Origin of the sequence: Arthrobacter terricola, assembly GCF_004354015.1 — a bacterium.
GTDB lineage: Bacteria > Actinomycetota > Actinomycetes > Actinomycetales > Micrococcaceae > Arthrobacter > Arthrobacter terricola.
This window is the reverse complement of the sequence record NZ_SMRU01000015.1, coordinates 24,647-46,718: the sequence shown is the minus strand read 5'-3', so window position 1 is coordinate 46,718 and position 22,072 is coordinate 24,647. Positions and strand designations below refer to the sequence as shown.

24 protein-coding genes are annotated in these 22,072 nt (G+C 65.6%); 2 read left to right on the top strand and 22 right to left on the bottom strand.

The features are described from left to right. Positions 1-138 precede the first annotated feature (138 nt). On the top strand, positions 139-1,212 hold the full coding sequence (locus E1809_RS13590; protein WP_133204771.1) for a LacI family DNA-binding transcriptional regulator: 1,074 nt from the start codon (positions 139-141) through the stop codon (positions 1,210-1,212). A gap of 51 nt (positions 1,213-1,263) precedes the next feature. On the opposite strand, the gene E1809_RS13585 is transcribed toward E1809_RS13590, so the two are convergent. From E1809_RS13585 to E1809_RS13555, 7 genes are all read right to left on the bottom strand, one after another. Then, positions 1,264-1,887, bottom strand: coding sequence for a LysE family transporter (locus E1809_RS13585; RefSeq protein ID WP_133204770.1), 624 nt, complete (start codon positions 1,885-1,887; stop codon positions 1,264-1,266). Between the two features lie 43 nt (positions 1,888-1,930). Beyond that, entirely contained in the window at positions 1,931-2,323 is a 393-nt protein-coding gene (locus E1809_RS13580; protein WP_133204769.1) for a type II toxin-antitoxin system VapC family toxin, read from the bottom strand. Further along, entirely contained in the window at positions 2,320-2,544 is a 225-nt protein-coding gene (locus E1809_RS13575) for a type II toxin-antitoxin system Phd/YefM family antitoxin (RefSeq protein ID WP_133204768.1), read from the bottom strand. Before E1809_RS13575 ends, E1809_RS13580 begins: the two co-directional genes overlap by 4 nt. 83 nt (positions 2,545-2,627) lie before the next feature. Then, complete coding sequence (locus E1809_RS13570; protein WP_133204767.1) at positions 2,628-3,008, bottom strand: hypothetical protein; 381 nt, start codon at positions 3,006-3,008, stop codon at positions 2,628-2,630. Positions 3,009-3,135: 127 nt separating this feature from the next. Next, complete coding sequence (locus tag E1809_RS13565) at positions 3,136-4,401, bottom strand: RNA polymerase sigma factor (protein ID WP_205754186.1); 1,266 nt, start codon at positions 4,399-4,401, stop codon at positions 3,136-3,138. A gap of 3 nt (positions 4,402-4,404) precedes the next feature. Next, positions 4,405-4,764, bottom strand: a complete 360-nt coding sequence (locus E1809_RS13560) for a YciI family protein (RefSeq protein WP_133204766.1) — start codon at positions 4,762-4,764, stop codon at positions 4,405-4,407. 99 nt (positions 4,765-4,863) lie between these two features. Beyond that, complete coding sequence (locus tag E1809_RS13555; RefSeq protein ID WP_133204765.1) at positions 4,864-5,679, bottom strand: methyltransferase domain-containing protein; 816 nt, start codon at positions 5,677-5,679, stop codon at positions 4,864-4,866. A gap of 80 nt (positions 5,680-5,759) precedes the next feature. Between E1809_RS13555 and E1809_RS13550 the strand changes: the two genes are divergently transcribed. After that, positions 5,760-6,602: a hypothetical protein gene (locus E1809_RS13550; protein ID WP_235835593.1), complete on the top strand. Its 843-nt coding sequence runs from the start codon at positions 5,760-5,762 to the stop codon at positions 6,600-6,602. 3 nt (positions 6,603-6,605) lie between these two features. On the opposite strand, the gene E1809_RS13545 is transcribed toward E1809_RS13550, so the two are convergent. From E1809_RS13545 to E1809_RS13475, 15 genes are all read right to left on the bottom strand, one after another. Then, entirely contained in the window at positions 6,606-7,847 is a 1,242-nt protein-coding gene (locus E1809_RS13545; RefSeq protein WP_133204853.1) for a pyridoxal phosphate-dependent aminotransferase, read from the bottom strand. A 42-nt stretch (positions 7,848-7,889) separates the two neighbouring features. After that, positions 7,890-8,834 carry a PASTA domain-containing protein gene (locus E1809_RS13540; RefSeq protein ID WP_133204764.1) on the bottom strand — a complete coding sequence of 315 codons (945 nt, stop codon included), beginning with the start codon at positions 8,832-8,834 and terminating at the stop codon, positions 7,890-7,892. A 93-nt stretch (positions 8,835-8,927) separates the two neighbouring features. Then, the gene (locus E1809_RS13535; RefSeq protein ID WP_133204763.1) at positions 8,928-9,392 is read right to left on the bottom strand and encodes a hypothetical protein; all 465 of its coding nucleotides are present in this window, start codon (positions 9,390-9,392) and stop codon (positions 8,928-8,930) included. After that, positions 9,389-9,919: a phage tail protein gene (locus E1809_RS13530; RefSeq protein WP_133204762.1), complete on the bottom strand. Its 531-nt coding sequence runs from the start codon at positions 9,917-9,919 to the stop codon at positions 9,389-9,391. Before E1809_RS13530 ends, E1809_RS13535 begins: the two co-directional genes overlap by 4 nt. After that, complete coding sequence (locus tag E1809_RS13525) at positions 9,912-12,500, bottom strand: baseplate J/gp47 family protein (protein ID WP_133204761.1); 2,589 nt, start codon at positions 12,498-12,500, stop codon at positions 9,912-9,914. The genes E1809_RS13530 and E1809_RS13525 overlap by 8 nt, the downstream gene beginning before the upstream one ends. 8 nt (positions 12,501-12,508) lie before the next feature. Continuing rightward, positions 12,509-12,943 carry a GPW/gp25 family protein gene (locus tag E1809_RS13520; RefSeq protein WP_133204760.1) on the bottom strand — a complete coding sequence of 145 codons (435 nt, stop codon included), beginning with the start codon at positions 12,941-12,943 and terminating at the stop codon, positions 12,509-12,511. Positions 12,944-12,956: 13 nt separating this feature from the next. After that, complete coding sequence (locus tag E1809_RS13515; RefSeq protein WP_133204759.1) at positions 12,957-13,295, bottom strand: hypothetical protein; 339 nt, start codon at positions 13,293-13,295, stop codon at positions 12,957-12,959. Then, entirely contained in the window at positions 13,295-14,815 is a 1,521-nt protein-coding gene (locus E1809_RS13510) for a phage baseplate assembly protein V (protein WP_133204758.1), read from the bottom strand. The genes E1809_RS13515 and E1809_RS13510 overlap by 1 nt, the downstream gene beginning before the upstream one ends. A 13-nt stretch (positions 14,816-14,828) precedes the next feature. Then, on the bottom strand, positions 14,829-15,587 hold the full coding sequence (locus E1809_RS13505; protein WP_133204757.1) for a CIS tube protein: 759 nt from the start codon (positions 15,585-15,587) through the stop codon (positions 14,829-14,831). A gap of 1,031 nt (positions 15,588-16,618) precedes the next feature. Beyond that, entirely contained in the window at positions 16,619-17,110 is a 492-nt protein-coding gene (locus E1809_RS13500) for a phage tail protein (RefSeq protein ID WP_235835592.1), read from the bottom strand. Between the two features lies 1 nt (position 17,111). Beyond that, positions 17,112-18,371 carry a phage tail sheath family protein gene (locus tag E1809_RS13495; RefSeq protein WP_133204756.1) on the bottom strand — a complete coding sequence of 420 codons (1,260 nt, stop codon included), beginning with the start codon at positions 18,369-18,371 and terminating at the stop codon, positions 17,112-17,114. A gap of 13 nt (positions 18,372-18,384) precedes the next feature. Beyond that, positions 18,385-19,041 (bottom strand): hypothetical protein, encoded by a 657-nt coding sequence (locus tag E1809_RS13490; RefSeq protein ID WP_235835591.1) that lies wholly within the window; start codon positions 19,039-19,041, stop codon positions 18,385-18,387. A 54-nt stretch (positions 19,042-19,095) separates the two neighbouring features. Then, positions 19,096-19,629: a MarR family winged helix-turn-helix transcriptional regulator gene (locus E1809_RS13485; RefSeq protein ID WP_235835590.1), complete on the bottom strand. Its 534-nt coding sequence runs from the start codon at positions 19,627-19,629 to the stop codon at positions 19,096-19,098. Positions 19,630-19,697: 68 nt separating this feature from the next. Then, positions 19,698-20,453 carry an SDR family NAD(P)-dependent oxidoreductase gene (locus E1809_RS13480; RefSeq protein ID WP_133204754.1) on the bottom strand — a complete coding sequence of 252 codons (756 nt, stop codon included), beginning with the start codon at positions 20,451-20,453 and terminating at the stop codon, positions 19,698-19,700. 28 nt (positions 20,454-20,481) lie between these two features. Then, on the bottom strand, positions 20,482-22,071 hold the full coding sequence (locus E1809_RS13475) for a hypothetical protein (protein WP_133204753.1): 1,590 nt from the start codon (positions 22,069-22,071) through the stop codon (positions 20,482-20,484). Position 22,072: the final 1 nt, after the last annotated feature.

Below are 22,072 nucleotides of genomic sequence, written 5' to 3'. Positions count from 1 at the left end.
GCCCCGGCAGGGCGCTAAAGCATTTAACGGAATTCTGGCACCGGATTGTGGTCTGCGTCAAGCGCTTAACGTGAATTGCGTCAAGCGCTTGATGCCTTGCTGCGACTGTGACCCCGAGATTCCGGCTACGATCGATGTATGGAATCGGCGGAACGAGTACAAACGCCGCAGGGTCGAGCCCAGCGCGTCACGGCGGCAATGGTGGCTTCCCGGGCGGGCGTTTCCACCGCAACCGTGTCCCTGGTTGCCAACGGGAAAACCCAGGGCAGGGTCTCCGAGGACAACATCTCGCGTGTCCGCCAGGCGATCGCCGAACTGGGCTACGTGGTGGATGGCATCGGAAGCTCCCTGGCCAAGGGTGTGAGCTCCATCGTGATCCTCGTGGCGCCGGATATCTCCAACCCCTTCTTCGCCAAGGTCATCGCCGGGGTCCGCGAAGCCCTTGGTTCCGACTACCAATTGCTGCTCTCCGTGACCGACGCCGGCGAGTTCCCCCAGGCGGACGACGTCCGGAAGCTCCTCGCGCTTCGCCCGGCCGGTTTGCTCGTGGACGCACCCAATGCGTTGTTCCTGGAGGAACTGTCAGTTACCGGGCCTTTGGTCCTCCTTGACGCGCCCGGGCTGGAAGCCTACGCCCCTTCCGTGAACCTCGACGTCGCGCACGGTGCCCGCGAATTGGCAGCCCACCTCGCCGAGTCCGGCCACACCCGGGTTGCGTACATGGACAGCGTGACCGGGACAGCGACCTTCGACGTCCGCCGCGCTGCGTTCCTCGACGAAGCCCGCGCCCGCGGTGTTTCCGTTGCGGACGATCACACCGTCAGCACAACCATCGACGTCGGAGCGGCGGCGGCTGCTTTCGCCGCGGCTTGGCCGGTGTGGCAGCGGGCCGGGGTCACCGCCGTCGTCTGCGGAACCGATACCCATGCCTACGGTGTGCTGCAGGAAGCCCGGGTGGCCGGTGTCCGGATCCCCGAGCAACTGGCCGTCGCCGGCTTTGATGACTTGCCCTATTCGGCCACGAGCAATCCGAGCCTCACGAGTGTGCATTTGCCCGCCACCCCTTTGGGACTCAAAGCCGGCGAACAATTGCGCGGCCTGATGGAAGGGCGGGTGCTGGAACAACCCCAAGTGACGCTTGAGAGCTCACTCGTGGTCCGGGGCTCGACGGCACAGGTCGCAGGCAACGCGGGGTCACTTAGCGCCCATTAACCGGCCCGACATGGGCCGTAAGTGACCCCGCGTCGGAATCGAGCGTGCGCCCTAGTGGATGACCGCGAGGAGGGTGCCCATCACCATGAAGAGCAGCCCGAAGGCACGGTTGAGGACCTTCTGTCCGTGCTCGTTGTGGGTGAAGCGTTGGAATGAGCGAGCGGCGAGGGCGAAGAAGAACCACATGACGCAGATGTCGATGAAGACCACCGTGCCGCTGAGGATCGCGTATTGCGGAACGAGGGGTTGCTCGGGGCGGATGAATTGCGGCATGAAGGCCAGGAAGAAAACGATCGCCTTCGGGTTGAGCAGGTTGACCCACACACCGCGCCGGAACATGGACCAGGCCGGTTCGTTGCGTCGGGCCTGAACGGCTTCCTTGTCCAGGTCCGGCTTATGGATGAATTGCCGAATGCCCATGTAGACCAGGTACGCCGCTCCCGAGTAACGGATGATGTTGAAGAGCAGGGGCGAACTTGAAACCAGGACGCCCACGCCGAGGGCGACGACCAGGATATGGACGATCAGGGCAGCCTGTTGGCCGAGAACACCCCATATGGAGCGCCGGAATCCCGAGTTGAGCGAGTTGCTCATCGTGGAAATGGCGCCCGCGCCCGGGGTGAAACTGATCAGGGTGCCGGCGCCAACCAACGCCAGCCAAAGGGAAATTTGCACCGATCAAGCTTACGGCCCAGCCGTCAGTGCGGCTTCACTGGAGCTACCAGATTGTGCTGACGAGTTTGAAATCCTGCAGTGCCCGGTCGGACGTGACAAGCGTCAGGCCTTCGACAGCAGCCTGAGCAGCGATCATTCGGTCGAAAGGATCTCTGTGCAACCACTCAAGCGACGCCGCAGCCAGGGCATGCTCCGCAGAAAGGCTCAATTCCTCCGTGACCACGCGTTTTACGTGCTGGCGGTAACCGGTCATGATCGGATCCAACACCGCAAGGCGGCCTCGTGAGTACTTGTATGCCAGCTCATATGCCGAAGCGGCCGAAGCGAAAGTTCGGATTTCGAGATCTTCAATGATCAATCGCGCTGTGTCGGACAGCCGGTCCGGGCTAGTCATGGCAAGCACTAACGCGTTCGAGTCCAGAAGAAATTCAGTCATTCCCACTCCGCCAGCTCTTGCTCAGTCAGGGGATCGAATAAGTTGTCAGGTAGATCGACCTGCCCCAGAAAGCCCAGCTCGCGCTTCCGAGGAAGTTCAACACGGACCAGCCTTGCAACGGGTTTTCCAGCCTTGGCGATCACTACTTCCTCTCCGCGCTCCACCATGTGGAGAAGTTCGGACAAACGGGTTTTTGCTTCCTGAACGTTGTATTGGGCCATGGGACTCAGTTTACCGGGGTTGACCAAGCATGGTTGGTCAACCCCGGATAGCCCGGATACCCCGGATTCTCTGTAGATTTCCATCATCCGCTTTTGCCGAACTTCGAATGCACCCAGTGGGGCATGGTGCTGGGGAGATCGTCACCCAAGGGATACTGGTCAAAATAGGAAGGCGGCCCGACGGATCTGTATCCGGTTTCGTCGATGCCAAAATGGCCGATCATCCGAAATCCGCGCGCGGAGGCCGCTTTTGCCAGTCGGTTCCCTTCCATGACGACTGGTTGGTGATCGAAGCAGTGGTCTTCGTCCCAAATCCCGGGGTGGGCGATCGCAAAGAATCTGGTGCGGTCAGGATACAGGCCGTCCAAAATGGCCAGTTGGAAGGGCTCCAAGCTGCCTTCAAAACAATCGGTGACAACCCCTATGCTGTCCAACTGCATGTCCGCATCAAGGCCAATCACCACGAGCCTTGGATAAAGCCGTCCCTCTTGAACGACGAGCGGACGCGGGAAGCTTGAGTTCGAAGCCTGCTTGAATGATCATGGTTCGAGGCTATGCAGAGCCACTCGGCGCCGGCAGGGGTTATCTGCGCTATGTGGAAAACTGCCCAAGTTTCGCCGCTTTCCAGAGCAAGTAGCGACGCTCCGGGAGGCTTCCGGTCTTTTTCGCGGCGGCGAGGAAGCACTCGTGGGCACGTACAGGGTCGCCGGACATCTCAAGCAGGTGCCCACGGACGGCGTCGACCCGGTGCCACCGCGCCAGCCCGGAAGCCTGCGCCGGCCCGGAAGCCTGCGCCAGCCCGCCGTCGAGCCCGTCCAGAATCCTGAGTGCTGCTTCAGGACCGTTCACCATCGCGACCGCGACGGCACGATTCAAGGTCACCACCGGACCGGGCGCGATCGCCTCGAGGACGTTGTACAACGCAAGGATTTGCGGCCAATCGGTCTGCTCGGCCATAACCGCCTCCGAGTGGACGGCTGCGATGGCCGCTTGCACTTGGTACGGCCCCGGAGGCCCGGCGCCCAGGACCTGGGGGAGCAGTTCGAGCCCCTCGGCGATCTGTGCCGAGTCCCAGAGTCCGCGGTCCTGCTCGGCGAGCGGAACCAGCATGCCGTCGGGCAGCGACCTCGCCTCGCGCCGGGCATCGGTGAGCAGCATGAGGGTCAGGAGCCCACCCACTTCCGGCTCTCCCGGGAGCAGTCCCCAAAGGAGCCGCGCCAGCCGGATCGCCTCGGTGGTCAGGTCCTCGCGGTGCATGGACGGGCCCGAACTCGCGGCGTAGCCTTCGTTGAAAATCAGGTACAGGACGTGGAGTACGACGCCGAGCCTCGCCTTGCGCTCGGCCGGTCGCGGAAGCTCGAAATGGGCTCCCGCTTTCTTGATGCCCTGCTTCGCCCTGCTGATCCGTTGGCCCATGGTGGCTTCGGGGACCAGGAACGCACTGGCGATTTCCGCCGTCGTGAGTCCTCCGACCGCACGCAATGTCAGTGCCAGCTGCGAAGGTGATGAGAGCGACGGGTGGCAGCAGAGGAAAAGGAGCGTGAGGGTATCTTGGTCAACGGGAACCTCGGGCGGCGGTGGTTCAAGGGCCGCGGCGCGCAGTTCACGGGCTTGCCGCGCGCTTTCGCTGCGCCAATGGTCCACCAAGCGGCGGGTGGCCACCGTGGCCAGCCACGCGCGCGGATTGTCCGGGATGCCTGCGTCCGGCCATTGCAACGCGGCGTCAAGGAGGGCCTCCTGGACGGCGTCTTCGCATTCGGCGAACTGGCCGTGCTTTCGTGCGAGCACGCCGAGGACCTGCGGCGCGAGCACGCGCAGCAGGTCCTCGATCGCGGGTTCCCCGGCTGGCCGAGCCAAACGCTAGACCTCCGGAGGCGCATCCTGGACGCGGCGGAGCTCAACCACCGGCGCGTACTTCACAATGCTGGAACAGATCTCGACGGCCCGTTCCTCGCTTGCCACGTCCACCACCCAGTATCCGATCAGGGATTCCTTGGCTTCGGCGAAAGGTCCGTCGGTGGTGATGACCCCGTTGCCCGTTTGCTTCACCAACTTGGCAGTGCCGGGGTCGGCCAATCCCGCGTTGAAGACCATCTCGCCGGAGTCGCTGAGGTCCTTGTCGATCTGGATCATGAAGCCGATCATTTCCCTGATCCATTCGGGGTCCGCGGTTTCCATCATTCCCTCGGCGGAACCGAACATCATGATCATGTATTTCATCTCAAACTCCTTCTGAAGGGCGCCCTGTTTGGGTGCTTTCACGTGGGGGTCGGAACTGCGCGCGGGATTTCGACATGCGTTGCGCTTACGACGTCGACTTTATGCCCGCGCGATGACCTCGCCGTTCGGGATCAGGAAGAAACCGTCGTCCGTGGACCCCCAGCGGTGCCAGCCGGCGGCGATCCGCGCCAGGTCCGCCTCGTTCGCGAGCCCGTATTCGAGCGCTTGTTCGGCAAACGCCGAATGCAGGACGCGCTCGCTCCAGACACGCGACTGCCAGCGTCGCTGCTGGGCGGTCGCGTAGAGCCAGTTGCTGCTGGAGGGCGCGACGTCGGTGAAGCCCGCCTTTTGCGCCCACGACACAAGCCGCCGCCCGGCGTCGGGCTCCGCACCGTTCCGGCGCGCAATCTTCTGGTAAAGCTCCATCCAGTCGTCGAGCTCGCGGACTTCCGGATACCAGCTCATGCCATGGAAGTCGGCGTCGCGCACCGCGACGATCGCGCCCGGTTTGGCGACGCGGCGCATCTCGCGCAAGGCTGCCACGGGGTCGGTCAGATGCTGCAGGACCTGATGCGCGTGGACGAGGTCGAAGGTTTCGTCTTCGAAATCAAGGTCGTAGATGTTGCCGGTCGCGAATTCCACGTTTTCCACGCCGCGCTCGGACGCCAGTTCAGATGCCTGGGCCACGATCTCGGCCGAACGGTCGAGTCCGATGACCTTTGCTGGAGCCACCAGTTCCGCGAAGTCGCACGTGATGCTCCCGGGTCCGCATCCGACGTCGAGCACTGACGTCCCGGAGGTGAGGTGCGGGATGACGAACGCCGCAGAATTCTCGGCCGTCCGCGAGGCGTGGGCGCGTACTACGGACTCGTGGTGGCCGTGTGTGTAAACGTCTTCAGGCTTCTGCTCGTTCATAGGGAAACGCTACCCCCAAGGAGTGGAAAGCGGTCGCAACGGGACATTGTTTTCAGGCCGTGAACTGCCACAATGGAGCCATGGCCGCAGCGTGGTGGGGTCGGGGGTCGCAGCTGGGGCGCGGATCGGGCCTCGGCGAGCTGCGTGGCGGACCATCCCCGGATGCCCTCCGCCGGCCGTTCTTCCTCGCCGCCGTGATCGTGTTCGCCGTGGCGGTGTTGGCAGAAATCGGCCTGTCCATTCTTTTGGGAGGGACCGCCGTCGACCCCGTTTCCGCCGCCGACGCGAACAAGCTTGGCGTTCCGGTCGATGTCTTCGTGAAGACGCAGCGAGCCTCGTCCGCGCCGCCCGGAGCGGGAATCGGGTTCCTCGCGTTCGTGGATGGCCTGCTTCTGTTCACCGTGGTGATGCTGGGACTCAGCCTCATCATGGAACTCCGGATCTATGGCAGGGTCCAGGGACTCGTGACATTGATTGTCACGTTCCTGTGGGTGGTGGGCGCGTTCTTCACGGCACTCCTGGCGTTGGCGAAGCTCTTCCTGATGTTCGGCCTGTTCGTGGCTGCGCCGTTCGGGACGCTTGCTTATTTGGCGTTGTGGGGGAGCTTTCCCACGAGCCAGGCGGCCGCCGTCCTTGGGCTATTGCTACTGCTGAAGATTGTCTTCGCCGTGCTGCTGGTCCTGAGCCAGCCCAAGTTCCTGAAGGTCACCGGACTCGTCGTCTTGCTGCTCGTCTCGGTGGTCCTGCAGATTGTCCTGGGCCTGATCCACGGATTCCTCCCGGGTCCGCTGGTGTCCATCGGGGACCAGTTTTGGGCGCTCATCACCGTGGTTGTCGCCCTGATATGGGCGCTCGTTATGCTCATCGGCTCCATTCCCGCCATCGTCAACGCCCTGCGCGTCAGCGGCTCGGCAAGCGACTGAAAGCTAGCCCGCGGCTACCGGGTCCGGCGTCCGGGTCCGGTACGTGGCGAGGAAGGTCGCGATCCTGCGCACGGCTTCTTCGATGTCACGGACCGAAGGCAGGATGACGAACCGGAAGTGGTCCGGGGTGGGCCAATTGAACGCCGTGCCGTGGGACACCAGGATCTTCTGGTCCTGCAGAAGGTCGAGCACGAACTTCTCATCGCTCGTGATCGGATAGATCTCCGGATCCAGGCGGGGGAACAAATACATGGCCCCGGCAGCCGGAACACAGCTCACGCCCGGTATTGCGGTGAGGAGCTTCCAAGCGAGGTCACGTTGTTCCCGGAGCCTGCCTCCGGGCCTGATGAGTTCCTCGATGCTTTGGTACCCGCCGAGGCACGTCTGGATGGCGTGCTGGGCCGGAACGTTGGAGCAAAGCCGGAGGGAAGCCAGCAGTTCCAGCGCTTCGCGGTACTCGGCGGTGGCAGCGTGCGGGCCGGTCACGGCAACCCAGCCGGCGCGGTATCCGGGCATGCGGTAGGCCTTGGAGAGTCCGCTGAATGTCAGGACGCAAACATCGTCCGCGACCGATGCCGTGTGGATGTGCTTGGCGTCCTCGTAGCGGATTTTCTCGTAGATCTCGTCCGAGAACAGGACGAGGTTGTGCTTCCGGGCCAAGTAGGCGAACTGCTCCAGGATGTAGCGGGGGTACACCGCGCCCGTGGGGTTGTTCGGGTTGATGATGACGATCGCCTTGGTGCGCTTGGTGATTTTGGCTTCGACATCGGCCATGTCCGGCCACCAATTCTGGTTCTCGTCGCAGAGGTAGTGCACCGGCTTGCCTCCCGTGAGGGTCACGGTGGCCGTCCACAGCGGATAGTCCGGGGCCGGGATGAGGACTTCGTCGCCGTTTTCGAGGAACGCCTGCAGCGTCATGGAAATCAGTTCGCTCACACCGTTGCCGATGAAGATGTCCTCGACGCCGATATTCATCAGGTTTTGGGTCTGGTAGTACTGCGAAATCGCGGTCCGTGCAGTGAAGATGCCTTTGGAGTCGCTGTACCCTTGGGCGCCGCGAAGGTGGTGGATCATGTCCACCACCACTGACTCGGGTGCCTCCAGTCCGAACGGCGCGGTGTCCCCGAGGTTCATCTTGAGGATCCGGTGCCCTTCGGCCTCCATGGTCTTGGCTGCCTGGAGGATGGGGCCACGGAGTTCGTAGCGGACGTTCTGTAGTTTGCTGGAGTGCTGCATCGGACGCATGGTTGATCTTTTCATGAGCCGTGGCTTTTTTGGCACCAACACCTATTGCTTGATCGCGCAAATCTGCGGATTGGTCTTGCAGATGTTGATCGGGTTGGGTTCGATGATGATTCTGGACCGCAGTTCCGTCCGGACCAGGACCAAAGCGTTGATGTTGACCTTACTGCCGACATCCGGGTTCACGCCGGTCACCACGCAGCTTTGGATGAAACCGGGCGGTGAAGCGGTGCAGGCCGAGCCCTGGGTGAAGTCCAGTTGGATCTTCGCGCCCTGGAATGCGGTCCTCGCGTCTTCGATGCGCATCCCCAGCACAGCCGGAACCACCGCTTTGACGGGCGTCGCTATCTCGAGGTTGACGTTCGAGCCCCGCCCCGCGGCCTTGTTGGCTTCCGGGTTCTGGGTGACTACGGACCCTTCAGTCGCCGAGCTTTCCGTTTCCGTGGTGGTAGAGGAAAAGCCCGCGTCCTTGAGGATCTGCACGGCATCCGTTTGGGACTTCCCGACGACGTCCGGCACCGTGACATCCTTCAGCAAGAACCAGACCACCCCGCCGATCGCGGCCAACAGCACCACGCCGCCGACGACCACCCATAACCAAGGGAACCCGGGCTTCGGCTTGGGCGATTCTGCGGGTTGGGCGACGGTCAGCGTGACTACGTGTGCTTGGTCGGCGTAGTCCTCGGGGGCATCGTCGGCGGAGTAGGCGATGAGCTTCACGGGATATGAGCCGGGAGCCGCGCCGGTGGTGTCGAAATTGACGAGGTACTGCTCAGTAGCCCCGGCGGCAAGGGTCCGCAGCGGATTCGGAACCGTCGTGAACGTCGGGGTCGCGGCGGAGCCCGTACCCGCTGAGCCCGTGCCCGGAAAAGCCCCGAGCACCACCCGTTCGGGGCCCGGCGCTCCATTGGTGACGGAGGCCGTAAGGGAGCCCTTGCCGTCTTTGAGTTCCACAGTTGGAGAACTCAGCGTCATGGTGATGGTGCTCATGCAACAGCCGCCTTTCGTGGGTTCGTGGGGAATGGGTCCTTGCGGAACGGGTCCTTGGGGTGCGGGTCCTTGCGGAACGGGATCAAATCCATGTCATCCTCCTGCGTCCAGGAGCGCGAGCGAGCACGGGCCCACGACGCGGCACGCGATGCCCAGCTGCCCACCGGACGTGCCGAAGGTCAGGCTGACGGTATCTCCGCCGGCGACGTCTTGCTCGATCCGGCTCCCCTCCACGACGACGGTGACGGTCACCGCCTGCTGGGGAGCGAGCCGGGCACGCTTGGTGGGGTTTCCGAGATTGAACAGGCCACCGAACGTCTTCACATCGAAAACGCAGCTTCCCGCCACCAGTAATTGCGCGCCGGACGCCGAGCATTGCCCGCCCGGGACCACGAGGTCCGACGCAGTGAGGCTTCCTCCCTTGGCGACCTGCGAGAACGCCGATTGCCAGCCCGCCGCCGCGTTGTTGTTCCCGCCGCCGCAACTGACGCCGAAGACCAGTACCAGGGCGGCAATGATGCCGCATGCCACCACCGTGATGAGGGGCTTCCGGTTCACGCGCCCGCCACCTCGATCTCGTCCGTCACGTGTGCTGGTTTGATGCCCTTGACGATCCGCCGGACCAGTTCGAGCTGCCCTGCCGCGGCGGACGGCACCACCACTTTGATGTGGAACTCGCCGGGGACCGACTCGATCGTGAACCCTGGGACTCCGGTGGCGAGGTGGAGGAAACGGGTGAGGCCGTCCACGGTGCCGCGGCGGGCAGAGAGAGTGGCCGCACACGCGATCAGGTCGCGCTGGCGGGCAACCGGGACGCCGGCTGCGGCCGAGCCCACGGACTCGGGGTTTGGCAGGGTCAGCCAGTCAAGGTCCACCCAGCGGGACAGGAACGGGATGAACGACGACGGCGCGCGGCCCGGATCCGGAACGGTATGGATGCGGTCCAAGACTTCCCGGACGGGACGATGCATGTCCTCCGCCACAGCAAGCAGGGCCTGGAGCGGGAGGCTTGTTTCGGCCGCAACTTGGTAAATCTCGGGCAAGACCTTGAGGATGGGAGCACTGAGCGGCCCGGAATCAGCCATTGCCGTGCACCACCTCGATGCGATGTTCTCCCGAGCAAAACAGCCAAGTATCCGGGAGCGTCACCACGTCGTCCACGGTCCGACGCGAACAACTCGCCCAGGAAACCGTGTTGTCCATGCTCCGGTAGACCCCCTTGGGCCCGGCCGCGAGCACGAGCCGCGTGCCGTCGTCGCGCACTACGCCCGAAACCGCGCGGACCGGTTCGAAGCGCGTCCGGTCACGCAGCGGCAGCCCGCAATTCACGTCCGGGACACTCCATTGCGCGGACGCCTGGCCAAGGTCCAGGCGCAACACGCCGCCACTTTGCGTCGCGGCGTAGGCGGTGTTTCCCACCACGTGGACGCCCCAGCAGCTTCCACCCGTCCAGCCGCTGCCGAACTGTTCCCAGGAGTTCATGAGCGCGGCGTCGAACGTGGTGCGGGAGAGCTCGTCGATCTTCAGGCGCAAGCAGCCCGTCCCGGTGCCTTCGGGCACGGACCGTCCGAGCCAGACATAGCTCGAGCCGCCGTCGTACTGGATGCTCATGCAGCGGATGTCCTCGCCGGCCACTTTGACCTGCTTGAAGCTGCCGGCGGCGCCGGCTTCGGGGGAGAGCCAGACGCCGGCGGAAGCTTCGGCGGCAACCACCACGCCGGTGCGGCCGCGCACGTCCACGAACGCGTCCACCGCATAGAATCCGCGGTCCGGTTGGCTCGCGTCCACCACGTTTTGGACCGGAATGGCCCCCTCGCCCACGGGCAGCTCGTACAATCCGCGCTCGCCGGCGAGCAGCAGCACCGGCACGTCGTCGCGGTCCACCCAGCACAAATCCGCGACGACGAATCCCAGTTCCGCGGCACGGCGCCAGGATTCACCGAGATCGTCGCTGACGTAGATGCGCGAGCCGTTTCTGGTGACCGTGCTGACAGCCACCGTGCCCGGATGCTGCCCGGCGCTGAAGCGACCGGGTGCCGGCGAGCGGAAAGGCGCGATGGACCGCACCGCCTCGCCGGACGAGTCCGTTCCGAAGTCGGCGCATGCCTCCCATCCGTCGCCCGCGTTGGTCGTGCGGAAGAGGGTGCCGTCCTGTGCGACGAACCAGGTATTGTCCTGGCCTTCCGCTTGGACCAGGGCCAAGGCGTCGGTGTCCGGGACTTTCTCAACTTCGATCCGGACGCGGTCCACGTATTGGACGCCGGGCTCGTCCTCCTCCATGGCGCGGTAGAGGTTGGAGACGCGGAGGGGCTTGCCGAAGCCGGAACCGTAGTTCGACGATCCCGGGCTGAGCGGGCTGATCCCCCCGGCGAGACGGCCCACGATCCTGGACTTGACGGCGTCGGCGTCCTCATCGGGCCGGACCACGATCCTGGCGTCCACCAACACCTGTTTGTACAGCCCCCAGCGCACCACGGGTTCCGCGCCCACGGTGGATCGACGCCGCAAGTACTGTTCGACGTCGATCCGGACGCTTTCCCGGGACTGCGCATTCAATTCCGCCGCCCGGATGGGCGCTCCCGTTCCGGCCTCGGGCACGAAAGGGACCAAGGCTATTTCAACTTCGCCGGGCTTCGCGAAGGCCCAAATGTCCCGCCGGGTGAAGGCGCGCGCCCGGAAAACCCCTCCATGCCGCATGGCCAGCACTTCGTAGTCCCGCACCGTGACGGCCCGGTCCCGGGCCTGGAAATCCTGCGGTGCACGGCGTAGCGCGTTCTCAAGGGATTCGCCGTCGCGGCCACCCGTTGCGGGCTCGGGATTGCTGACTTTCACGCCAGGAACCGGCGTGCGCATGACGGTCAATTGGCCCGCGCCGACGTTCCCGCGCAGCCCTCCGCCGCCCCGGTACCACGCGCGTACCTCGGCGCCCGGCCCGGGAACGACGGCGGTCCGCTCTATGGACTCCTCGTCCCACCAGGCGAACATCACGACGCCGGCACTCCGGTCGATCCGTACCGGCACCTCATCGGGGCTTGCGTCCGCGAACGCCTCCACCTCCCGGCAATACCTAAAGGGTTTGCCGTCCACCAGGACGGCCTCGCCGCTGCTTAACTGGGTGCCCGCCGGAACTTCGATCGCGATCGATAAACCAGCGCCGGACACGATCGGCGCGTTAGGAATGACAAAGCTCTGGCCCGGGCGGCCTGTGCCGATGCCGATCGGAACGGCGTCGTACAAAGTGACGTCGGACGCCGCGACCTGGACGCTGGCCTGGCCCGCCTGCAGGACGGCCGCCGTCGTCGTCGTGAAAACCGGCTGGGGCGCGCCGGGTACGCCGGGCGGGCAACTGACCTGGGTTCCGCGCGGAATGCGGATGTCCTGGCTGTCGCCGCCGGCGCTGGACGAGCGCGTGAATTCGAGGATGGTCTCGGCCGTGCTTGGCGGGTACAGGCTGGTCCCGAGCAGGTTCAGGTACACGGCGTAGAGCTTCTCAGGGACGCGATTGAGCCGGTACATCAACGTATCCGTGAGGTAGGCGAAGGCCTCCAGGATAGTGATGCCGGGGTCATGCACGGACAAATCCGTCCACTCCGGGGCGATCTGCTGGATCCTTTCCCGGGCACCCGCCACAAGGTCCGCGAAGTTGCGGTCGTCAAGATTCGGCACGGGGAGACTCACGCTGCACCTCCGGAATCGACGGGCAAGGCAATGGCGAGCTGGTCTTCAATCTGCGTGGACCGGACACGGTAGCGCAGCCGGACTTCGAGGATTTCCGGGTTTTCCGGGTCCCGTGATGCGTCAAGGGAGAGGACCGTGATCCGCGGTTCCCACTGCTCCACGGCCCGCGCCACATAGTGGATGGCCAGGCCCGCCGTGGTGTCGTCCGCCGGCGCGAACGCGAGCCGGAACAAGTGGCACCCATAGCTGGGACGGTTGACGCGCTCGCCGGGCCGTGTGCTGAGCAACAGGAGGAGTGCCTGGCGTACCGAGGACGCATCCGTCACTGTCGCGAGCCGGCCATCGGGCGTCAGGCGTAAACCGGGCAGGCCGATGTCTGCGTCGAAGTCGGGATGGACGAACGCCACCGATTTGTACCTTGGAGCGCTCATGCCAGGACGCCGTTCACGATGCCGCCGCCACGAAGACCTGGCCGGGACGCCGGACCGTATATTTGACCGCGCCCGGCGGTGTACCGTCCGTGTAGCCCTCCACAGTGTCCAGGCAGATCCGCTTGCCGCTGATCCGGACGAACGTGGAATAGCCCTTGAGCACCGGAAGCGTCTTGTTGCACGGCTTGATGTTGATGCCGATGTTGGGGCACATGCTGATGTCCCGGCCCTGGGGATCGTTGTCCACCAAGATCGGCGAACCGGCTACCCTTACCCACTCCTGGGAAGGGACGTTTTGCACTTTGCCGTCGTGTCCGCAGCGCAGGATTGCCTCCTTGACCAGGGCTTTCATCACGCCTCCTCGAAATCGACAGTCTTGGCCCGGATCCTCATGGCCTTGCCGGGCGCTTCGAGGAACATGTCCGTTGCTGAGGTGATGCGCAGCTTCTCCGGACCCAGTTCCACCGTGGAGCCGTGGCCGTCCGTGAAACTGACGGTGCGGGCACCGCCGTCGAGCACTATTTGCTGGCCGTCCGCGCTCCGGAAGGTGTAGCGGCTGTCGCGGGGCGAATTCGCGCCCTTGTCCGGCGTCTGCTCCCGGCCGTAGAGTCCGCCGAGGATGATCGTCTGCGCGGGGTCGGTGGCGGGAAGCAGGACCAGTACGGTGTCATCCAGGGCGGGAGTTACCACAAGGCCTTTCCCAGGCCCGGCGCCAAGGGCGAGGATCGGCGCCCACGCCGATTCCAGCGGCGGAAAGGCCGGGAGCCGGACGCGCGCCCGCCCTCGACCTTCCGGATCGTCGACGTCCAACACTGTGCCGAGGGTGAAGACGTCAGGTCGTCGTGCTGGCGGGGGATCCGGTGGCGCGGTGGTGATGGTTGTTTCGTAGCCGGTGCCGTCAAGGCGATGGGTGGCCGTGCCGATCGCATAAGTGCCTTCGAGTGACGCAGCGAGGCCCCGCACCCGGACCCGGCGGCCGGCGCGGAGGCGGGGATCGCCGTCGGCCACGAAGACCGCGGTTACCTGGCCGGCCACGCGGACGTCCAACTCGGCTTGGGCCAGGCTGTGCGCCTGCGCGGACGAGCTCATGGGCTCGTTGTCGCGCAGGAGATCGCCGCCCGCGCCGACGCTTGAGAGCACGGGATCAGCCGCGACGTTTGCCTTGGCGTCGCTGGTCCTTGCTGTCGATTCTTGCACCGAGGCGTCCTCCGACCGCCAACCGGTCGCCTTGGCCCCGAGATACGCCGGCTCCTGGCTCACTTCCACTTCGGCCGAATGCAGGCTGCTGCCCAGTTCCAAGTCCATCGGCTCGCCCTCGCCGGCCAGGCTCGTGAGCCGCAACGCATCGCCGTCCACTACGGGATAGGTGCCCGCGCGTGCGCATTGCTCCACGAGGAGGCTCAGGTCCGAGCGGGCGCACTGGTACACCTCGCCCAGGTGCATCGCCCCGCCCACCACTTGAAGGCCCGTGCCCTCGCAGAGCGTACGGGCCAGGCCGGCGAGGTCGACGTCGGTGTGCAGCCGGGTGAAATGGCGCTTCCGCAGCCGGTGGAGGGCATCGTAGGCGCGGACCCGGACTTCCTGCGAAAGGTCCGCCCCGTACGTGTGCTCCACCACAGTCACTTCGCCGATGAAAAGCGGCTCGCGCCGGCCACCGAGTTCCACCCGGAGCGCGTCTCCCGGCTCGGGATCGACGCCACCGCGGCTTGCCGCCGAACGCCCGGGACCGGGACGCCAACTGATGAGGCACTGACCCGGCCTCGCCAAGGAACTCAACACCTGCACAGAGACAATCGCGGCGGTTTCGGCCGGAGAAAGCCGACGCCGCCCCAAAGTGACGATGAGTTCCGGGAGGCCTTGGAGTTGCCTCATGGGGCTGTGTCTTTCACGGCGCTTCGCCAACCGGAGGAACGGCAAGGGGGCCGTTGAAGTGCGAAGGGTCATCAATGTTGTTGTACTCAAGGAGCAACTTCCACAGCAGCGGCGTCCCGAAGGCGGCCAAGCTGAGGCGCCCCAACTCGCCGGGAGGGACCTCCGGAACGGGCTCGCCGCCGTCGGGCGCTAATGCGGACCGGTCCGTGCTGCCATCGCCGCCCACCGCGAGCGTGTCCACCGGCGGGGCCGTCAGGTCCACAGTCGGTAACCGCTGCGCGAGCTCGTAGTTCTCCCCACCTTCCTGATCCGCGCTTTGCCCGACGCGCACGAACACCATGCGCATCCACGACCGCAAGGGCGAGCCATCCGGTGAAAAGCGGTCGAAGCGCTCCGCCACTTCGGTCACGATCCCCGGAACGTTCCACGCCCGCCCCCACACGAAACGGACCGACGGTGGCCGTCGCTGCCGCTCCACCTCGGCTGAGTTCTCTGCCAGCGCCCAAATCGGCCGCGTCATCTGGCGAACGTCCTGTACATAGAGCGACGCCGGCGCGAGGTCGACGTCGAACAGGAGATCCAGGCGGAGTTCGGTGTGGCCGCCGCCTGTGAAGAGGAGGGGATCGTCGGCGAGGCCCGTCCCTGTCAGCTTGCCGCCCGCCGATCGCCGCGGTTCCACGCCGGCTGTGCGTTGCATCACCACCGTTTCGGGATTGAGCAGGCAACCAAGGTGCTCACCGGTGTCCTCGATGAGGAAAGCCACCCGTTCCATGTCACACCGCCAGCCGTTCGTTGCTTAGGCGGGCTGCCCGGGCAAGTGTGCTTTCGAGGTGGGCATGGTTCTGTTCCGCGGATTGCTGGGGCGCTTGTTGCCGCGCGAGCTCGGGCCAGGTTCCGGTGAGGGCTTGAGCGGGCTCGTTCTTTGGCGAGGTGCTTGGATGCGCGGCTGTCGGAGGTGGGGTTTGCGGTGCGGTTTGGGGCGGGGCCGGTTCGCGCGGTGCGGTGACTGGTTCGTGCGCCGCGCGGACGACGACGGCGGGCGCGGTTTGGGCGGGCGGTTTTAGTTCCTGGGGCCGCGGCTTCGCCGTGGGCACCCTGGATGGTTCGGCTGCGTGCGCTGTGGTTTGCGCTTCGGTTTGTTTGGGGACCGCAACGCGAGGCGGCACAGTCTGGGCAGGACGCGCAGCAGCGCAGTCAACGCCCGGGCGTTCGGCAAGAACCGTCGGGAACCGCCTTGCGAGCGACAGTCGCGGTAAGGGCTGAGGTGAAGATCCTGGCGGCGCAGTTACGGGTGCAGCGTCGGCTGGAGGCATGGCGGGATGTGAGCGGGCGTTGGGTGGGGGTGTGGCGGGATGTGAGCCGGCGTCGTGATCAGCGCGAGCGTTGCGTGTGGGAGCCACGACATGTGAGCCGGCGTTGGGTGGGGGAGCAACGGGATGTGAGCCGGCGTTGGGTGGGGGAGCAACGGGATGTGAGCCGGCGTTGCGTGTGGGAGCCACGACATGTGAGCCGGCGTTGGGTGGGGGTGGGGGAGCAACGGGATGTGAGCGGGCGTCGTGCGACTCGGGGTATGTTTCCGGAGTGAGGCCGGCGTCGCGGAGCAACTTCACCCAATGCTCGGGTGCACCGGACATGTCCAGTGTTCGGACCGGCGTCGGGCGCATCATCCCGACTGTTGCGGCACCTTCGGTTCCCGACGCACCGGGCCGGGTCCCGCCGTCGGGCACGTCCGATGCAGCGTGACCCGGCGACTCGAGCCGTTCGGCGAAATCCCGCAGGCGCCGGGCGGCGGAACGGCGCCAGTCAGGCCACGGGAGCGCGGGCATCGTCGAGTTCCAGGCGGTCGTACGCGATGCTGAGGGATTCAATCGCCAGGTCCTTGCCGAGGGCGTCCAGCGGTGCGCCGAACCAATCGCACGGCCAGGCTCCCAGCAGGTTCCAGCGGCGGACTTCGGCTGATCCGGCGTCGTTGAGCATGGCGATGGACACGTTGCGCCGCTCGACGCGTCCGTCGACTGCCTTGAAGAGCCACTGGAGCATTTCCGTGGAGTCGGTGAGCCCGAAGCGGAGGGTCACCGGAGTGTATTCGACCTGCCCGGGAATGACGCGGACCGTACTGTTCTCGCCGCCGGAGCGGTAGAGGATGCGGTCGATTTTCAGCCCGAGCCCTTCGACCTTGGTGAAGTGCCCTTGGACCACGCCCTGGATGACGAGTTTGAAGTTGTAGGCGCGGTAGGGGTCCACGACGTTTCCGGGTTGGGCGGCAGGGGCCGGGGTGCTTGGCTGCATGCTCATTTCAGGCTCCTGCGTTCTCGGTCTGTGTGTTGTCGGCCGATTGCATGAGCTTGAAGACCACGAATTCGGCGGGTTTCACGGGGGCTATTCCGATCAGTGTGACAACCTGGCCTGCGTCGCGGACTTCGGGCGGGTTGGTTTCTTCATCGCATTTCACGAAGAAGGCCTGTTGAGGAGTAGTCCCCAGCAATGCCCCGTCACGCCAGACGTTCGTCAGGAAGGCTCCGATGTCGCGTCGGATCGACTTCCACAACGTGTGGTCGTTGGGTTCGAAAACCACCCAGCGCGTGCCGTCGGCCACCGATTCCTTGATCATGTTGGTCAGCCTGCGGACATTGACGTAGCGGTACTCGCTGGCTTCGGGAGCCTTGGTCCGCGCGCCCCAGACACGGATGCCTTCGCCCGGAAAGTATCGGATGCAGTTCACGCCGGCCGGGTTGAGGACTTCCTGCTCGCCGCGGCTGACCCGCCGGACCAGGTCCAGCGCGCCTTGGATGGGCTCGTTCGCCGGAGCCTTGTGGACGCCACGTGTCGCGTCAACGCGAGCCCACACCCCGGCGAGATGGCCCGACGGCGGTTGCGTCACCTTCTTGCCGGACACCGGATCGGTCATGACAATCCACGGGAAGTACAAAGCCGTGTACCCGCCGGGGGACTGCGGGGCGCCGAGTGATTCCTCCCCGGCGGCTCCATCCGACTTCCCGTCGGTTTTGTCGCCGGACTTGCCCTCCCCGGCGTCGCCACCCGGCTTGTCTCCACCCGGCAGGCCGGAGGTCGCCGCCCGGGTGAGGGATCCGACGTCGTCCACTTTTTCGGGCGTGTCCAGGATCGCCATCCGGTCCTGCCGCAGCGGGTGCTCGACGTGGGCCTGCAAGGCCGAGTAGGCATCGGCGTCGGAATATCCTGGGGCGGCCACGATGGAAATGTCGTCGATCGCTTCGAAGAGGGTCACGCCGGTGGGCTTGGCCGCGGTTCCCGTGAGGCTGCCGCCCGTGCCGATGTTGACCACGTAGCAGCGGCTTCCGCCGTTGGTGAAGAAGCCGAAGACGGCGTTGGACAGCGGGGTTCCTTGCGTGGCTTTGCCCACGTATTGGTCGACGAACTGGGTCCAGTTGTCCAGCACGCGAACCTCGTCGGGATAGGCCGTGGCGTCCGGGGAAACGCCGATGAATCCCGCGATGCTGGTGCTGACCTGGCCGATCGAGCGCGCACCGCTGGGCACCTCCTGTACATACACTCCCGGCGCTTGGTAGTTCACCATGGTGTGTTCCCTTTCACTCCCACCGGATGATGACCGGCAGGCTGCTCGTGTCGGCGGAGACTTCACGTTCAGAGCCGCGGACGGCCACGACAAAGTGCTGGAGGTCGTCCGCCGAGGCCAGGACCTCGAAGTGGCCGGTGGGATCGCTCACGACGGCGGTGGCGGACGAATGGGCGCGGATGTAGGCATCGGGGATGCCCTTGTTGTGGACGTCGACGAGCCGGCCGCGGATCCTGCGGGCGATGGCGGTGCTCGCGATAAGTGGTTCGGTGACGAGCGGCCCGGACGGCTCTTCGAGGCTCAAAGCGACAGGTACCCGGACCAGGAAGCCGAGTCCGCCGCGGATCGCCGAGGCATAGTCGTCCGGCTGTACGTCGCTGCCCGACACCACGGTGTACCTGCTGTTGTGTTCAAGGGCAACGAGGAGCTTTTCCATGTTGTCCAATTGGGTGGGTCCGTGGCATTCCACGGCCACTTTGAGTTCGAGGTCCAGCAGCGGGCCTTCACGCCGGGAGCGGCCCACCCGGTTGACGGCGAGCGCGTGGACGGTGACAGGGACGTCGGCGGTGGACTCCGGCGTAGCGGGGTCGGAGCCGTCGTCGAAACGGAGGCGGTCCGGCGCGACGGCGTCGGAAAGTACCCCGAGAAGATCGGTCAACGATGATCGCACAACACCCACAGTGACACCCCGCAAAAAGGTCCAGCACAGCAGATGTGCTCTAGGTTACTCCCGGAGTGGCCTGTCAGTCACTGGGGCCTCAGGAATAACTCCATTCGCTTGAAGATCGGAGGCCTGCTGCCCGGCTTGTTCGGTGGCGAGGATGGCCTGCCGCATGAAGGTTGTGACGGTTTGCAGTTCCGCCGGCGACAACCGGGCGATGAGCGGGGAGATGGCTTGGGCGAGCGGGAGGAACATCGATGCTCCCGTGGAGCGCGCGGTGTCCGTCATCTCGAGGTGGACCTGGCGCCGGTCGGAATTGCTGCGGGAGCGGGTGACGTGGCCGGCCCGGTCCAGCCTGTCGACGAGTGCTGTAGTGGCGGGCGAGCTGAGGTTCAAGGCATGGCGGAGCGAACTGGGTGTCACTGTTTGGCCTTCGCGCTCGGCCGCTGCCATGACTGCCAAGGCGTTCAGGTCCGTGCGGTGCAGTTCGGTGCGGTCGCTGACGGCGTCGACGTAACGGTCCGTGGCAACGGTGAATTGCTGCAGGAGCCTCAATAACTCGGGTGCCCCTTGCGGCGGCATTCCGCCCTCACTCATGTCCGCCTCCTTCTGCTGGGCAATTATCCCACCATTGGAACGGCGGCAGTCCCCGCCCGGTTGAGGTACTAGAGCGCCGTCAATCCGCCGTCCACCGTGAAGAGTCCGCCCGTGGCGTAGGCGGAATCGTCGCTCGCGAGGTAGATCATGATGCCTTCGACGTCCTCGGCACGGCCGGGACGGCGGAGCATGGTGGCGTCGACGAGTCCGGCGCGTTGTTCGGGGTTGTCGGCGATGGTCTGCACGAGCGGGGTTTCGGTGTAGCCGGGGATTACCGTGTTTACCCGGATGCCCTCGGCGGCGTAGTCGGCCGCGACCACGCGGGCCAGGCCGTGCACTCCCGCTTTGGAGCTGGTGTACGCGGTGAAAGTCTGCCCGCAGGCGACGACGGCGGTGGGGCTTCCCGTGCAGATGATCGACCCGCCGTGGCCGGCCATGGCACGGACGGCGTGCTTGAGCGTCAGGAATGCGCCGCGCTGGTTGATGCGCACGGTCTTCTCCCACACCTCCAGGTCAAGGTCGCCGACGCGGGCGTCCTGGCCGAAGAGCTGGACTCCTGCGTTCGCGACCACGACGTCGAGGGGGCCGGCGGCGAGGGCCGTGGCGTAGGCGGCTTCGACGCTTGCCTCGTCCGAGATGTCCATGACCACGGCAGTGGCGTTGGCTGAGCCGGTTTCCTTCGCGGCGATGACGGCGGCTTCGTAGTTCAGGTCGGCGAAGTACACGGTGGCGCCTTCGGCGACGAAGCGCGTGGCAACGGCCCGGCCGATGCCGGATGCGGCTCCCGTGACGAGGGTGGTCTTGCCTGCGAGGCGCTGGGACATGGGATTGTTCCTTTCTGGAGAACGGGGTTCAGGGGAGTTGGACCGTTGCGGTCTGCCACGCTGACAGTTCGAGGTCGCGGCCGGCGCCGGGACTGTCCCCGGAACCAGAAAGGCGGACGACGGCGGCCCGCGGGGTCAGGTTCGCAACGAAACAGCGCGTTCCGTCACCGGTCCGGACGGGATAGACGGCGATTTCGGTGCTTCGAGTGGCTTTGAGGACATCACAGCTGTGGAGTACCGCGAGCTGTTGAAGCAATTGCCGTGCTGGCTCGACTTCAGCCAGGTCGCCGTAGTTCAGCGACGCCACTCCGGGAATGGACAAGGCGGCGATGCTGCCAAGGAGCCAGGCCGCGGCGAAGGGGCTGGGTTCCGGCGCGCCGCCCGGGGTGAGTTCGGCCGCCGTCGGGGGTTCCGTGGACACCGCGTTGAAGCGCGGCGCGAGGGTGATCGGCCCGACATGCAGCGGCCTGCCGTTGCCGATGCGGAGCGCTTCTTCCGCGGTGAGCCGCTGCATCGGCAGGGTCTCCAAGACGGCTTCGGTCTCGACGGCATGCATCTGCGGCGTGATGGAATACGTGATTCCCGCCGCTTCGGGCAGGGCGCTGCCAGGGTTGCGGTTCAGTTCCGTGAAATGGCTGCGCGCCCCGGCCATGAGTTCCCCCTGGAAGCCCAACTTGGCGGCTTCCTCCGCCACGGCAACCCAAAGTTCCTTCTCCGTCACGTGCGTGCCCGCGCCGTATACACCGAGCCGCCGGACGCGGTCCAACGGGAGTTGCCGGACGAGTCCGACGGCGTCATCCGCTGAATCCGCGACGATCCGCGCGTCGAGGGGCTGCTTGAGCGGGGCTGCCCGTTCTGCCGCGGACGACGCCGGCACCGTGCAGGAGGCTGCACTTGGCGAGGAGGAAATCTCGGCCAGGATTGTCGCGCCCAACTCCGGCACCTGGCCCGTGACCTCATCGAGGACGCGGACGCTGTGCCGGGCACTGAGCCGGATGGACTGCCGGACTTCGTCGCCGGCCCGGTAGCGCACGGGGAACGGCTTGGACAACGGTGTGCTGTACGTCTTGAAGGAAGCGTCGGTCCAATTCCGTTGGTCCTCGGTTTCGAAGACGTCGCCCTCGAAGTCGAGGCGGTAGGACATGCCCTCCCGTTCCCACGACATCGCGGCGATGTCCCTGAACGGTTGGTGGGGGCTGATCCGTTCCGGGAACACCGAAACCGTTGTTCCGCCGTCGGGAGCTGTCACGGTGACCGCCGTCCCGGCGTCGTCCGGCCGGTGCAGCACCACCAGGCCGATCCGGTTGGAGGAGAAGTCCTCCATAGCGGTCCCCCGGAAGGCGACGGCGAGGCCGTCCGGTTCGAACCGGAAGGTCACCTCGCCCGCGTACCGGGCACCGAGGCCGCCCCAGCCGAGGTCGAGGACCAGTTCCAGGAACCCGGGCGACTCGGAGGTCCTCGCGGATAGCACGGTAGGGGTGAGCGTGAGCCAATTGTGGTTGCGCACCACGGCCCGCAACCCGCGCAAGACGGGGGAGCCGTGGTGTCGGATGTCCACGAGTTCCTCGCCCCTGAGCGTCGCCGACCACGGGCCGAAGAAAAGCGTGTTGGAGTCCATG